We start from the raw sequence: 13,128 nt of genomic DNA on the forward strand, positions 1-13,128 counted from the left end.
CCGCTGGAGCCCCCGTGACCACCGTCCCGACCGCGCCGGAGACCGATCGGCCCACGCGCCGGCTGCTCGGTGCGGAACTGCTGATCGTCCTCGGCCTCTCGCTCGGGGCCAGCGGCGTCAGTGCGCTGATCAGCTTCGCCGGCTCGCTCACCGAACCCCTCACGCTCGGCCAGCAGGTCGCCACGCTCAACGGCTCGCGCGCGCCCGGGCGGCCCTGGTTGGACCTGGTGTGGCAGCTGTACTACATCGGGCGCGGCCTGATGCCGGTGGTGCTGGTCGGCTACCTGCTGGTGCGCGAGGGCGTCTCGCTGCGGATCCTGGGCTTCGACCTCGGGCAGAAGCTGCGAGACCTCGGCCGGGGCGCCGCCGTGGCGGCGGTGATCGGCGGCTCCGGACTGGCGCTGTACCTGGGCGCGCAGGCGGCCGGGTACAACCTGACGGTGGCGCCCTCCGGGCTGCCGGACGTGTGGTGGCGGGTGCCGGTGCTGCTGCTCTCCGCCTGGCAGAACGCCGTCCTCGAGGAGGTCGTCGTCCTCGGGTACCTGCTGCGCCGGCTGGGTCAGCGGGGATGGTCCTGGCCGGCGGCGGTGGCGGCCAGCTCGGTGCTGCGCGGGTCGTACCACCTGTACCAGGGGGTCGGCGGGCTGGTCGGCAACATGGTGATGGGGGCGGTGTTCTGCCTGCTGTACCGGCGGTGGGGGCGGGTGATGCCGCTGGTGGCGGCGCACGCGCTGATCGACACGGTAGCCTTCGTCGGCTACGCGCTGCTGGCGGGGCACGTCAGCTGGCTGCCGACCCCCTGAGCGGGTGGCGGGCCGCCAGCGGGCGCGGCGGGCGGGCGAGCAGCCGGTCGACGTGCCGGCGCTCCAGCCCCTGGCCCGGGTCGATCGGCAGCAGCAGGCGGTCCCGGCGCCAGAGCGCGCGGCGGACCAGCCGCGGCGGGATGACGTCGTCCACCCAGGCGAACGGGCGGCCCGCCGCGTAGCGCAGCAGCGGGGCCCACTTGCGGGCCGAGAGCAGCTCCATCAGCGGGACGCGCGGGTCACCCGGTTGCGGGACGTCGCCGGTGAAGCGGACCAGCGGGAGCTCGGGCAGGCCGATGGCCGGGGCGACGTGGGTGTTGGCGTGCTCCTCCCAGGTCGTCGCCCAGACGAGCTCGTAGCTGCCGGCCAGCTCGCGCAGCCAGGCGCCGTGCCGCTCCGACAGGAGCACCGAGTAGCCGAGCAGGGTGTGGGTGTCGAATCCGGCGTCCGGGTGCGGGCAGACCGGGTTCAGCACCCCGTCGACGTCCAGGAACAGCAGTGGCTTCGGCACCGGTGGCCCCCCAAAGGCGATGGCGTTGCTTGACCGGTCGGACGAGCCGGGGGCACCGCTGGTTGCGTACGGGCGGGCGCACGCGGGGCGCACGGGGCGCTCACGGCGCGAAGGCGGGCTCGCCCGCGGACTCCGGTGCGTCCGCGGTGCCCCTGCGGGCCGGCCGGACGATCCGGCGTCGTGCGCCCGGCGGGATCCGGAGGAGCGGGCCCTAACCCAGGTGGCCCCAGAGGAAGCTGAGGGTGCGGCGCCAGGCCGTCCGGGCCTGCAGCGGGTCGTGGGTGCCGAGCAGGTCCTCGTCGTTCATGAAGGCGTGCCCGGCCGGGTAGAAGTGGAACTCGGGCCGGACGTCGGTGGCCTCGCCGATCCGGATCGCGGCCTCGTCGACGGCGGTCTCCGGGATCGAGCCGTCGAGTTCGCCGAAGTGCCCGAGGACGTGCGCGGTCAGGCCGCGGTAGTCGAAGTCCGGATTGGGCGGCAGGCCGTAGAAGGGCACCACGGCGGCGACCCGGTCGCCGGCCCGGGCGGCCAGCAGCAGGGCGAGGCCGCCGCCCATGCAGAAGCCGACCACGCCGACCGCGTCGCCGACCACGCCGTCCAGGGAGAGCAGGTGGTCGACCGCCCCGGCGAGGTCCTCGGCGGCCCGTTCGACCGGGAGGTCGCGCTTGAGCCGGGCCGCCTCGGCGCGGTCGTGGGTGGTCTCGCCGCCGAACAGGTCGGGCGCGAGGACGGTGAAGCCCTCGGCGGCGAAGCGGTCGGCCATCGTCGCGATGTGCGAGGTGAGCCCCCACCACTCCTGCACCACCACCAGACCCGGCCCCACGGCCTGCGGCGGGCGGGCCAGGTACCCGTGCGCGGTGCGGCCGGCGCTCGGGAAGGTGGTGTTCTGCCGGGAGCCGCGCTGGTCGGGCATGGCGTCCTCTCGGTGGGTCGGGCCGGGTGCGGCGGGGACTCGACGGGGGAGCGGCCCGGGTGCGCCTCGGGGTGCGCGCCCGGGGTTGCGGCGGGGCGGGCTCAGCCCATCTCCTCCAGGGCGCGGCCCTTGGTCTCCTTGATGCAGTAGGCCACGAACGGGATGGAGAGCAGCGCGAAGACCGCGTAGATGACGTACGTGGCGGACAGGTTCCAGTCGGCGAGGTCCGGGAAGCTGACGGTGATCGCCCAGTTGGCGATCCACTGGGCCGAGGCGGCGACGGACAGCGCGAGCGCGCGGATCCGGTTGGGGAACATCTCGCCGAGCAGCACCCAGACCACCACGCCCCAGGAGAAGGCGAAGCAGAACACGAAGACGTGCGCCGCGACCAGGGCGACGGTGGCGTGGGTGTCGTCGAGGGTGGCGGTGTCGCCGGTGCCGTGCCGGTAGGAGAACGCCCAGGCGGCGGTGGCCAGCGACAGCGCCATGCCGACCGAGCCGGCCAGGGCGAGCGGCTTGCGGCCGATCCGGTCGACCAGCACCATCGCGACGACCGTGCCGATCACGTTGACGATCGAGGTGGAGAGGCTGATCAGCAGGGAGTTGGACTCGTTGATGCCGACCGACTGCCACAGGAAGGACGAGTAGTAGAAGATCACGTTGATGCCGACGAACTGCTGGAACACCGAGGCGCCGATGCCCACCCAGACGATCGGCAGCAGGCCGAACCGGCCGCCCAGCAGGTCCTTGACCCGGGGCTTGTGCGCGGACTCCAGCACCGCGCGGATCTCCGCGACCCTGACGTCCAGGTCCACGCCCTCGCCCTCCACCTCGAGCAGGACCTTGCGGGCCTGCTCCTCGCGGTGGTCGGCGATCAGGTAGCGCGGGGACTCCGGGATGGCGAGCGCCATCAGGCCGTACACCAGGGCGGGGATGGTCTCCACGCCGAGCATCCACTGCCAGGCCTGGATGCCGCCCAGGTGGCCGGTGGACTCGCCGCCGGCCGCCTGGTTGAGAGCCCAGTTGGCGAGCTGGGAGACGGTGATCCCGAGCACGATCGCCATCTGCTGGAAGGAGGCGAGGCGGCCGCGGTAGGCGGTCGGCGCGACCTCGGCGATGTACGTCGGCGCGATCACCGAGGCGATGCCGATCGCGACGCCGCCGACCACGCGCCAGGTGGCCAGCACCTGGATGCTCGGCGGGAACATCGAGCCGATCCCGCTGATCGCGAAGAGGGTGGCGGCCAGCAGCATGGTGCGGACCCGGCCGAGGTGGTCGGCGAGGCGGCCGGCGGCCACCGCGCCGGCCGCCGACCCGAGCAGCGCGATGGCGACCACGAAGGCCGTCTCGCCGTTGCCCACCCCGAAGTGCTTCTGGATGCCCGTCACCGCGCCGTTGATCACCGCGCTGTCGTAGCCGAACAGGAAGCCGCCCATCGCCGCGGCCGCCGAGATGAAGACCACGTGGCCGAGGTGCGCCTCGCCGGACCGATGGGTGTTGACTGTGGACAAGCGCGCTCCCCGGGTGGACGGCCCGCTCCGAGGGCCGGGTGGGCAGGACTCGTCTCACATTCGAGCAGCGGCGGCGCCGCGGTGCGCGGATTGGGGGCCGAACGGGTGACGGCGTGTCGCCTGAACGGGTGTCAGGACGTCGGCCCGTCGGCCGGTTCGCGGTTCGCGGTGCGGTGCGGTGGGCGTGCCGTGCGGTCCGGCCGGTGCGGGTCTACGGCCCTGCCGGTGCGCCGTGCCGTCAGCGGGTGCGCCGCCGGTGGCGGCGGAGCAGCTGGGTGCGGGCGCCGGCGTCGTGGTCGCGCCGCGGGCCGCCTGAGCCCCCGCGTTCGGCGAGCCGGTCGGCGATCTCCTCCTGCGCGACGGGCGGCTTCTTGTCGTCGTACTTGAACTTGGCGCGGACCTCGTCCACCGTCAGGCGGAGGCCGCGCAGGCCGGGCAGCAGTCGGGAGAACTCGCCCTCGCCGGGCACCACCCGGGTGTCCGGGGTCTCCGGCTGGAAGTGCGCCAGCTGGCGGTTGAGGATCCCGGCCTTGCCCGCCGCGGACTCGACCACTTCGGCGGTGCAGTGGAAGTGGACGGAGGCGTAGTAGCTGGTGGGCGTGCCCGGCTCGCCGCGCCAGTGGCCCGGTGCGAAGGCGTAGTCGTCGGTGACGGCGAGGGTCACCTTCGGGTCGGCCCGGACGGCGGCCAGCAGCGGGTTGGGCGCGGCGAGGTGGAGCAGGATCTCGCCGCGGTCGGCGTCCAGCAGGAAGTGCGTCGGGACGAGCACCGGGCCGGCGCCGGGGGCGCCGTTGGCGGCGAGCAGGCCGAAGTCGCGGCCCTCGGCCAGCCAGGCGCGCCACTCCGCCTCGTCGCCGCGGTCCCAGGATCGGATCAGCATGGGCGGACCTCCGGTCAGCGCGGGTAGGAGCGCAGGTGCGCCGGGAGCGGGACGGTGGTGGAGGCGTCCGGCTCGGGCGTGCCGTGCACGGTGGAGACCGGTATCAGGCCGGCCCAGTAGGGCAGGTCCAGGTCCTCCGGGTCGTCGTCGGCGCCGTCGGCGCGGGTCTTGGCCGAGACCTCGTCGAGCTCCAGCCGGATCACGGCGGTGGCGGCGAGCTCCTTGGCGTTGGCCGGGCGGACCTCGGCGGAGCGGCCCGGGACGGCGTGGTCGACCAGGGCGGCGAGGGCGACGTCCAGCTCCTCGGGGTCGGTGACCTGGTGGGCGGTGCCGTGGGCGACCACCGAGCGGAAGTTGACCGAGTGGTTGAACGCGGACTTGGTCAGCACCAGCGCGTCGACCACCGTCACGGTGACGCAGACCGGCAGGCCCCGGTCGCCGGAGGCGCCGCGCAGCGGACGGCTGCCGGTGGAGCCGTGCACGTAGAGCCGGCTGCCGACCCGGGCGTAGATGGTCGGCAGCACGACCGGGGCGCCGTCGGCGACGAAGCCGAGGTGGCAGATGTACGCGCTGTCGAGGACGGCGTGGATCGCGTCCTGCTCCCAGGTGGCGCGGTCCTTGTACCGGGTGGGGGTGGTGCGGGGCGTGCGGGAGTAGCTGGAGGGGGCGGAGCCGTCTGCGGGGAGCGACATGACAACCTCGTTGTACTAGTGCATAATTTGCTTTGTGCTAGGAGACTATCCGCTGAAAGGGCGACGCGCCAGCGAGATCGCCACCCACATCGAGCAGGGCGTCAGCAGTGGACGCCTCGCCCCCGGAACCGCGCTGCCCCCGCTGCGCGACCTCGCCGCCGAACTCGGCGTCAACCCCAACACCGTCGCCGCCGCCTACCGGCTGCTCCGCGACCGCGGAGTGATCGAGACGGCCGGCCGCAAGGGCAGCCGCATCCTGCCCAGGCCCGCCCTCACCCCGCGCGACCAGATCCGGATCCCCGTCCCGCCGCACGCCCGCGACCTCTCCCACGGCAACCCCGACCCGGCGCTGCTCCCCGACCTCGGCCCCGCGCTCGCCGCCGCCGCCGAGGCCGCCCGGGCCGAGCCCGTCCTCTACGGGCACCCTGCCGTGGACCCCAGACTGCTGGCGCTCGCCCGCGCCTCCTTCGAGGCCGACGGCCTGCCCGGCGGCCCGATCGCCCTCGCCTCCGGCTCGCTCGACACCCTGGAACGCATCCTCGTCACCCGGCTGCGCCCCGGCGACGCCGTCGCCGTCGAGGACCCGGGCTGGGGCAGCCTGCTCGACCTGCTGCCCGCGATCGGCCTGCGGCCGGTGCCCGTCCGCCTGGACGACGAGGGCCCGCTGCCCGGCCCGCTCGCCGCCGCACTGGCCGAGGGCGCCCGTGCCGTGGTGGTCACCAGCCGGGCGCAGAACCCCACCGGCGCCGCGCTCACCGCCCACCGGGCCGACGAGCTGCGCGACGTCCTGGCCGGCCACCCCGACGTGCTGCTGATCGAGGACGACCACGGGCACGGCATGGTCGAGCAGCCCTACCACCCGCTGGTGGGCGCCGGCACCCGGCAGTGGGCGGTGGTGCGCTCGGCGGCCAAGGCCTACGGACCGGACCTGCGGCTCTCGGTGGCCGTCGGCGACGAGGACACCGTCGGACGGCTGACCGGGCGGCTGCGGCTCGGCGCCGGCTGGGTCAGCCTGCTGCTGCAGCGCACCGTCGCCGAGCTGTGGCGCACCGACGCGGCACCGGTCGCCCGGGTGGCCGGCGTCTACCGAACCCGGCGGGACGCGCTGCTCGACGAACTCGCCGCCCGCGGCATCGCCGCGCACGGCCGGAGCGGGCTCAACGTCTGGCTGCCCGTGCCGGACGAGACCTCGGCGCTCGCCGCGCTGGTGCAGCGCGGCTGGGTCGCCGCGCCGGGCGCCCGGTACCGGCTCCAGTCGCCGCCCGGGCTGCGGATCACCACGTCCCGGCTGGACCCGGCGGACGCCCGGCGGCTGGCCGAGGACCTCGCCGGCGTGCTGGGCGCGGGCGGGGTCGGCTCGCGCCTGGTGTGACCCGGGCGGCGGCCGGTCACGGGCGTGTCACCCGTGGGGCGGGTGGTGTTCGGGTGCCGTGCAGGTCAGCGGCCCGCAGGGCGCCCGCGCGCCGTCCGGTGAGGTTGCGCGGCGTCCAACCCCCGGCCCCACTGGTCTGAACCCGGCGGTAACAAAGCGGGAAACCTGCTGCAGATACCTAGCGGTAACTAACGCGGGCATGTCATCTTCATCGCGCCACCGGCCGGCGGCCCACCCTCACCTAGGCGTCCTCCCGTCCCCACCGCGCGGGAGGACCGAGCCGCAGGAGTTCCGCCGTGCCCGAAAACGGTTCGAGCATCACCCGCAGCACCCCTCGACTCGCCCGACGGCTGCTCACCGCAGCCCTCGCCCTCCCGCTCGCCGCCGGCGGCCTGATGGCCGGGGGCCTCGCCGCGGCCGCGCCGGCCCGGGCCGCCACCTCGGCCGTCCCGAGCGGCCCCACCGCCAGCGTCACCCTCGGCGACAGCTACATCTCCGGCGAGGCCGGCCGCTGGAAGGGCAACGCCGCCGGCACCAGCGGCAGCCGCAACGGCACCGACCGCGCCTGGAACGGCAGCTCCGCCGACGCCTCCCGGATCTACGGCGCGACGGCCTCCAGCGGCTGCGACCGCTCCGACGTCGCCGAGGTCCTCAGCGCCTCGACCGGGGCCCAGAACGAGATCAACCTGGCCTGCTCCGGCGCCGTCGCCGCCAACGTCTACCGGGCCGCCAACGGTGGCCAGTCCTACAAGGGCGAGGCCCCCCAGGCCGACCAACTCGCCACCGTGGCACGGCAGAACAACGTCAAGCTGATCACCCTGTCGATCGGCGGGAACGACCTCGGCTTCGCCGACATCATCTCCAACTGCGTCCAGGACTACCTGATCTGGTACTCGTACTGCCACGACTCCGCGCAGTCCTCGATCGACTCCAAGCTGCCCACCGCGATGGCCGGGGTCGGCAAGGCCATCGACGAGATCCGCGCGGTGATGACCGGCGCGGGCTACGCCCCCGGCGACTACCGCCTGGTGCTGCAGTCCTACCCGTCGCCGATCCCGCGCAGCTCCGAGATGCGCTACCCGGAGAGCGGGTGGACCCGCTCCAACACCGGCGGCTGTCCGTTCTGGGACGGCGACGCCGACTGGGCGCGCGACTCGATGGTGCCGCAGATCTCCACCGCGCTGGCCGGCGTCGCCTCCGCCAAGGGGGCGCAGTTCCTGGACCTCTCCGACATGCTGCAGGGCCGCGAGGTCTGCTCCACGGCCACCCGGCAGCCCACCTCCGCCTCCGGGCCGTCCGCGACCACCAGCGAATGGGCGCGCTTCCTGGACGGCGGCCTCAACAGCACCCAGGGCGCCCTGCAGGAGTCGATGCACCCCAACTACTACGGGCAGCAGGCGCTCGGGCGCTGCCTGACCCTGCTGTGGGGCCGCACCAGCGGTGACTACTCCTGCCGCAACACCGCCGGGCAGGACGCGAGCGGGATGTACCTGGCCGCGCGCTGACACCACGCCCGGTGCCCCTCGCGGGCGCGGGGGGCACCGGGCGTGCGGGCTCAGCCCTTGGCGAGCAACGCCTGTGCGTGTGACCGCACCTGATCCTTCGTCAGATAGGCGTCGGTGTACTCGAAGTCCTGCAGCCGGGCCGGCTGCCGGGCGAGGAAGCCGGTGCGGACGAAGTCGTCCCCCGCGGTCGCGTTGAGCAGCCAGTTCGCGCCGACCCGGAACTTGGCGACATTGGTGCGCATCGCCATCAGGTGGTAGCCGCGGGCCACCAGCTGCGCCGGCACCCCGCGCAGCTCCACGCCGACCGGCTTGGACACCGCGTCCTTGCCGCCGAGGTCGACCACCAGGCCCAAGTCCTTGTGGTAGTAAGGCTCCAGGGGCTGGTTGCGGAGCGCGGCGATCACGTTCGCGGCCACCGCGCGCCCCTGCCGGGCGGAGTGCTGGGCGGTCGGCGGGCAGACCGCGCCGTCACCCTTGGCGAGGTCAGGCACCGCGGCCGCGTCGCCCAGCGCGAACACGCCCTCGAACTGCGGCACCCGCAGCTCCGCCGTCACCGCCAGCCGGCCGCGGACCGTCTCCGCGTCCAGCGTGCCGATCAGCGGGCTCGCGGCGACCCCGGCCGTCCAGATCAGCGTGCGGCAGGGGAGCACCCGGCCGTCGGTGAACTTGACCGACTCGGCGCCCACTTCGGCCACCGAGACGCCCAGCGAGACCTCGATGCCGCGCTCGCGCAGCACCTCCAGCGCGGCCGTGCCCAGCGCGTCGCCCAGCTCCGGCATCAGCTTCGGGGCGATGTCGATCAGGTGCCACTTGATCTGCCGGGCGTCCAGCCGGGGGTAGCGGCGGGCGGCGGCCGTGGTCAGGCGCTGCAGGCAGGCCGCCGTCTCGGTGCCGGCGTAGCCGCCGCCCACGACCACGAACTGCAGCCGGGACTCGCGCTCCCGCTGGTCCAGGGTGGCCGAGGCGAGGTCGAGTTGGGCGATCACGTGGTCGCGCACGTAGGCGGCCTCGGCGAGCGTCTTCATGCCGCGGGCGTAGTCCGTGAGGCCCGGGATGTCGAAGGTGCGGGTGACGCTGCCGGGGGCGAGCACCAGGTAGTCGTACTTCTGCGCCACCACCTCGTCGGTGATCTTGCGGACCACGCACACCTTGGCGGCCGGGTCCACGCCGATGGCGCCGCCAGGGACGATGTGGGTGCGGCGCAGCGACCGGCGCAGCGACACCGCCACGGACTGGGGGGTCAGCACGCCCGCCGCGACGTGCGGCAGCAGGGGCAGGTAGAGCTGGTAGCTGAACGGAGTGACCAGCGAGATCTCGGCCTCGGCCGGCGAGAGCTTGCGTTCGAGTCGGCGAGCGCACTCCAGGCCGGCGAAGCCACCGCCCACGATCAGGATCCGAGGTCGTTCCATCGCTCATCCCTTTGCCGTGCGGGTCGTGACCGCGAAGGTCCCCATTACTGTCCGCCACACTCGCACGGCGCAGCAGGGCCTGCCACCGGGGCGGGGCTGATGGGGGGTGAGGGGCCGGTGGGGGTGCGGGGAGCAGGGTGACGGGCCGGTGGTGCGGGCCGACGGCGCGGAGCGGCAGGGGCGGGAGGCACCGCTAGGCTGTCGGGCGTGCTCCCCGAGGTGACGGCGATCCGCTACGTGACGCCACTGCGAGAAGGCGGCTCGATGCCGGGCCTGGTCGAGGCCGACGACCGGCGGCTGTACGCGCTGAAATGGGTCGGCGCCGCGCAGGGGCGCAAGGCCCTGGTCGCGGAGGTGCTGGCCGGTGAGCTGGGCCGGCGGCTCGGGCTGCCGGTGCCGGAGCTGGTGACGATCGACCTGGACCCGGTGCTCGCCCGCAGCGAGCCCGACCAGCAGGTCCAGGACCAGATGCGCGCCAGCGGCGGCACCAACCTCGGCATGGCCTTCGTGAGCGGCGCGCTCAACTTCGACCCGCTCTGCTTCGAGGTGGACCCGGAGCTGGCCGGCCGGGTGATCTGGTTCGACGCGCTGATCGGCAACGTCGACCGCTCCTGGCGCAATCCGAACCTGCTGGTGGCGACCGGCGGGCTGCGGCTGATCGACCACGGCGCGAGCCTGATCTTCCACCACGCGTGGTCCGGGGCGGCGGCCTGGGTGCGCCGCCCGTACGACGCCTCCGACCACGCGCTGCTGCGCGCCCGGCCGGACCTGGCGGCCGCCGACGAGGCGCTCGCCCCGCTCGCCGAGGCGGCGGTCGAGGGGGCGGTGGCGCAGATCCCGGACGTCTGGCTGCTGGACGAACCGGGCTTCGACGCACCCGAGGCGGTGCGCGCCGCGTACCGCGACCAGCTGACCGGGCGCCTGGCCGGTCCGCGCGACTGGCTGCCGGAGGTGCCCGCATGACCGAGCCGAGGACGTCCGTGCCGTCGGCGGCCGTGGAGCTGCACGACTACGAGTACGCCGTGATCCGGGCGGTGCCGCGGGTCGAGCGCGGCGAGTGCGTCAACGTGGGGGTGCTGCTGTACTGCCGGCAGAACGCCCACCTCGCCGCGCGCACGCACCTGGACCAGGCCCGGCTGCTGGCGCTGGACCCGGTGGCGGACGTGCAGGGGGTGCGGCGGGCGCTGCACGGCATCGAGGCGGTGTGCGCGGGCGGCCCGCAGGCCGGTCCGGCGGAGGGGGACAGCCCCGGGCAGCGGTTCCGCTGGCTGACCGCGCCGCGCAGCGCGGTCGTCCAGCCGGGGCCGGTGCACACCGGGCTGACCGCGGACCCGGAGGCGGAGCTGCGGCGGCTCTTCGACCAGCTGGTCCTCTGAGGTCCGGTCCTCCCCGGCCCTCCCTGGTCCTCCGCGGTCTTCCGCGGTGACGGTTCCGCCTCCCGGTGACGGTTGCCGTGGTCAAAGCTTGAGTTGGTGAAGCACTCCGCCGTACGCTGGTCCCATGGGTTCGACAGCGACGACGACCGTACCGACCAACGCCGAGTTGATGGAGGCGCTGGCCGCCGTCGGCGCGGCGTACTTCCAGGACTTCGCGGCCGCCGCCGCCCGGCACGGGCTCTCCTCGTCCCAGGCCAAGGCGCTGGGCTCGGTGCAGGAGCCGGTGCCGATGCGGGCGCTGGCCGGTCGGCTGGGCTGCGACGCGTCGAACGTCACCGGGATCGTGGACCGGCTGGAGTCGCTGGGCCTCGCCCACCGCGAGGCGGCGGCCGGTGACCGCCGGGTGAAGATCGTCGTGATCACGGACGAGGGCCGGGAGATCCTCACCCGGATCCGCGGCGAGATGGCCCGCACCCACCAGGCCTTCGAGGCGATGACCGACGAGCAGCGGATCGCGCTGCACTCGATCTGCGGGCAGGTCCTGCCGGTGCTGGCCGGGCGGGCGGGCACCGGGGCCTAGGATGCCGCAGCCCGGGCGTAGCGGCCCGGGCATGAGGCCCGGGCGTCGTGACCCGGGCACTGAGGCTCGGGCGCCGCGGGCGGGTGGGGCGCGGCCGCGGATCCGGCGGCGTTCCGGCTGACCTCGGCTGTTAGGCTTGCGAAGCGTGAGCGCGAAGCCCCAGATCCCCAATGTCCTGGCCTCCCGGTACGCCTCGGCGACCCTGGCCCAGCTGTGGTCCCCCGAGCACAAGGTGGTCCTCGAGCGCCACCTGTGGCTCGCCGTCCTGAAGGCCCAGCAGGACCTCGGTGTCGAGGTGCCGGCGAACGCCGTCGCCGACTACGAACGGGTGATCGACCAGGTCGACCTCGGCTCGATCGCCGCCCGTGAGCGGATCACCCGCCACGATGTGAAGGCCCGGATCGAGGAGTTCAGCGAGCTCGCCGGCCACGAGCAGATCCACAAGGGCATGACGTCCCGGGACCTGACCGAGAACGTCGAGCAGCTGCAGGTCCGCCAGTCGCTGGAGCACGTGCGCGACCGCACGGTGGCCGTGCTGGTCCGGCTGGCCCGCCTGGCAGCCGAGCACTCCGAGCTGGTCATGGCCGGCCGCTCGCACAACGTGGCCGCGCAGGCCACCACCCTGGGCAAGCGCTTCGCCTCGATCGCCGACGAGCTGCTGGTCGCCTTCCGCCGCCTGGAGGAGCTGATCGCCCGCTACCCGCTGCGCGGGATCAAGGGCCCGGTCGGCACCGCCCAGGACATGCTGGACCTGCTCGGCGGCGACACCGCGAAGCTGGCCGAGCTGGAGCAGCGGGTCGCCGGCCACCTCGGCTTCGAGAACGTGCTGACCAGCGTGGGCCAGGTCTACCCGCGCTCGCTGGACTTCGAGGTGCTCACCGCCCTCGTCCAGCTGGCCGCCGCGCCGTCCAGCCTGGCCAAGACCATCCGTCTGATGGCCGGCCACGAGCTGGTCACGGAGGGCTTCAAGGAGGGCCAGGTCGGCTCCTCCGCGATGCCGCACAAGATGAACACCCGTTCCTGCGAGCGGGTCAACGGCCTCGCGGTCATCCTGCGCGGCTACGCCTCGATGACCGGCGAGCTGGCCGGCGACCAGTGGAACGAGGGCGACGTCTCCTGCTCCGTGGTGCGCCGGGTCGCGCTGCCGGACGCGTTCTTCGCCTTCGACGGCCTGCTGGAGACCTTCCTGACCGTCCTCGACGAGTTCGGCGCCTTCCCCGCCGTGATCGAGACCGAGCTGGACCGCTACCTGCCGTTCCTCGCCACCACCAAGGTGCTGATGGGTGCGGTGCGGGCGGGTGTCGGCCGGGAGACCGGGCACGAGGTCATCAAGGAGCACGCCGTCGCCTCCGCGCTGGCGATGCGTGCCGGCGCCCGGGAGAACGAGCTGCTGGACCGCCTGGCCGCCGACGAGCGGATCCCGCTGGACCGGGCCGCGCTGGACGCCCTGCTGGCCGACCGGCTCTCCTTCACCGGTGCGGCCGGTGCCCAGGTCGCCGAGGTCGTCCGCCAGGTGGAGGCCGTCGCCGCCGCCTACCCGGAGGCCGCCAAGTACGCGCCGGGCGACATCCTCTGA

At 74.1% G+C, this 13,128-nt stretch carries 13 protein-coding genes; 7 read left to right on the forward strand and 6 right to left on the reverse strand.

Going from position 1 to position 13,128, the window contains the following annotated elements; translation table 11 throughout:
- Positions 1-14 precede the first annotated feature (14 nt).
- Entirely contained in the window at positions 15-803 is a 789-nt protein-coding gene (locus ACIRS1_RS14290; RefSeq protein ID WP_360220961.1) for a CPBP family intramembrane glutamic endopeptidase, read from the forward strand.
- Here ACIRS1_RS14290 and ACIRS1_RS14295 read toward each other — a convergent pair.
- The 5 genes from ACIRS1_RS14295 to ACIRS1_RS14315 form a co-directional block, all read right to left on the reverse strand.
- Entirely contained in the window at positions 781-1,314 is a 534-nt protein-coding gene (locus tag ACIRS1_RS14295; RefSeq protein WP_402839310.1) for an HAD domain-containing protein, read from the reverse strand. The two genes, ACIRS1_RS14290 and ACIRS1_RS14295, sit on opposite strands and share 23 nt — an antisense overlap.
- A gap of 211 nt (positions 1,315-1,525) precedes the next feature.
- A complete protein-coding gene (locus ACIRS1_RS14300) occupies positions 1,526-2,227 on the reverse strand; it encodes a dienelactone hydrolase family protein (RefSeq protein ID WP_402839312.1) in 702 nt (233 codons plus the stop codon).
- A 101-nt stretch (positions 2,228-2,328) separates the two neighbouring features.
- Entirely contained in the window at positions 2,329-3,738 is a 1,410-nt protein-coding gene (locus ACIRS1_RS14305) for a sugar porter family MFS transporter (RefSeq protein ID WP_402839314.1), read from the reverse strand.
- A gap of 238 nt (positions 3,739-3,976) precedes the next feature.
- Entirely contained in the window at positions 3,977-4,618 is a 642-nt protein-coding gene (locus ACIRS1_RS14310) for an FMN-binding negative transcriptional regulator (RefSeq protein WP_402839315.1), read from the reverse strand.
- A gap of 14 nt (positions 4,619-4,632) precedes the next feature.
- Positions 4,633-5,310 (reverse strand): pyridoxamine 5'-phosphate oxidase family protein, encoded by a 678-nt coding sequence (locus tag ACIRS1_RS14315; protein ID WP_387903845.1) that lies wholly within the window; start codon positions 5,308-5,310, stop codon positions 4,633-4,635.
- 34 nt (positions 5,311-5,344) lie between these two features.
- Here ACIRS1_RS14315 and ACIRS1_RS14320 point away from each other — a divergent pair, with 34 nt between their 5' ends.
- Both ACIRS1_RS14320 and ACIRS1_RS14325 read left to right on the forward strand, forming a co-directional pair.
- Complete coding sequence (locus ACIRS1_RS14320) at positions 5,345-6,682, forward strand: aminotransferase class I/II-fold pyridoxal phosphate-dependent enzyme (protein ID WP_402839317.1); 1,338 nt, start codon at positions 5,345-5,347, stop codon at positions 6,680-6,682.
- Positions 6,683-6,978: 296 nt separating this feature from the next.
- Positions 6,979-8,187 (forward strand): GDSL-type esterase/lipase family protein, encoded by a 1,209-nt coding sequence (locus tag ACIRS1_RS14325; protein ID WP_402839319.1) that lies wholly within the window; start codon positions 6,979-6,981, stop codon positions 8,185-8,187.
- 50 nt (positions 8,188-8,237) lie between these two features.
- On the opposite strand, the gene ACIRS1_RS14330 is transcribed toward ACIRS1_RS14325, so the two are convergent.
- A complete protein-coding gene (locus ACIRS1_RS14330; RefSeq protein WP_402839321.1) occupies positions 8,238-9,596 on the reverse strand; it encodes an NAD(P)/FAD-dependent oxidoreductase in 1,359 nt (452 codons plus the stop codon).
- 207 nt (positions 9,597-9,803) lie between these two features.
- Here ACIRS1_RS14330 and ACIRS1_RS14335 point away from each other — a divergent pair, with 207 nt between their 5' ends.
- The 4 genes from ACIRS1_RS14335 to purB all read left to right on the forward strand — a co-directional run bounded on the left by ACIRS1_RS14335 (position 9,804) and on the right by purB (position 13,128).
- Complete coding sequence (locus ACIRS1_RS14335; protein ID WP_402839323.1) at positions 9,804-10,559, forward strand: HipA family kinase; 756 nt, start codon at positions 9,804-9,806, stop codon at positions 10,557-10,559.
- Entirely contained in the window at positions 10,556-10,972 is a 417-nt protein-coding gene (locus ACIRS1_RS14340) for a DUF3037 domain-containing protein (protein WP_360220991.1), read from the forward strand. Before ACIRS1_RS14335 ends, ACIRS1_RS14340 begins: the two co-directional genes overlap by 4 nt.
- 124 nt (positions 10,973-11,096) lie before the next feature.
- A complete protein-coding gene (locus ACIRS1_RS14345) occupies positions 11,097-11,552 on the forward strand; it encodes a MarR family transcriptional regulator (protein ID WP_360220994.1) in 456 nt (151 codons plus the stop codon).
- Positions 11,553-11,697: 145 nt separating this feature from the next.
- On the forward strand, positions 11,698-13,128 hold the full coding sequence (gene purB / locus ACIRS1_RS14350) for an adenylosuccinate lyase (protein WP_360220997.1): 1,431 nt from the start codon (positions 11,698-11,700) through the stop codon (positions 13,126-13,128).

The sequence above is a fragment of the Kitasatospora sp. NPDC101176 genome, from assembly GCF_044768035.1.
In the GTDB taxonomy this organism is placed as follows: domain Bacteria; phylum Actinomycetota; class Actinomycetes; order Streptomycetales; family Streptomycetaceae; genus Kitasatospora.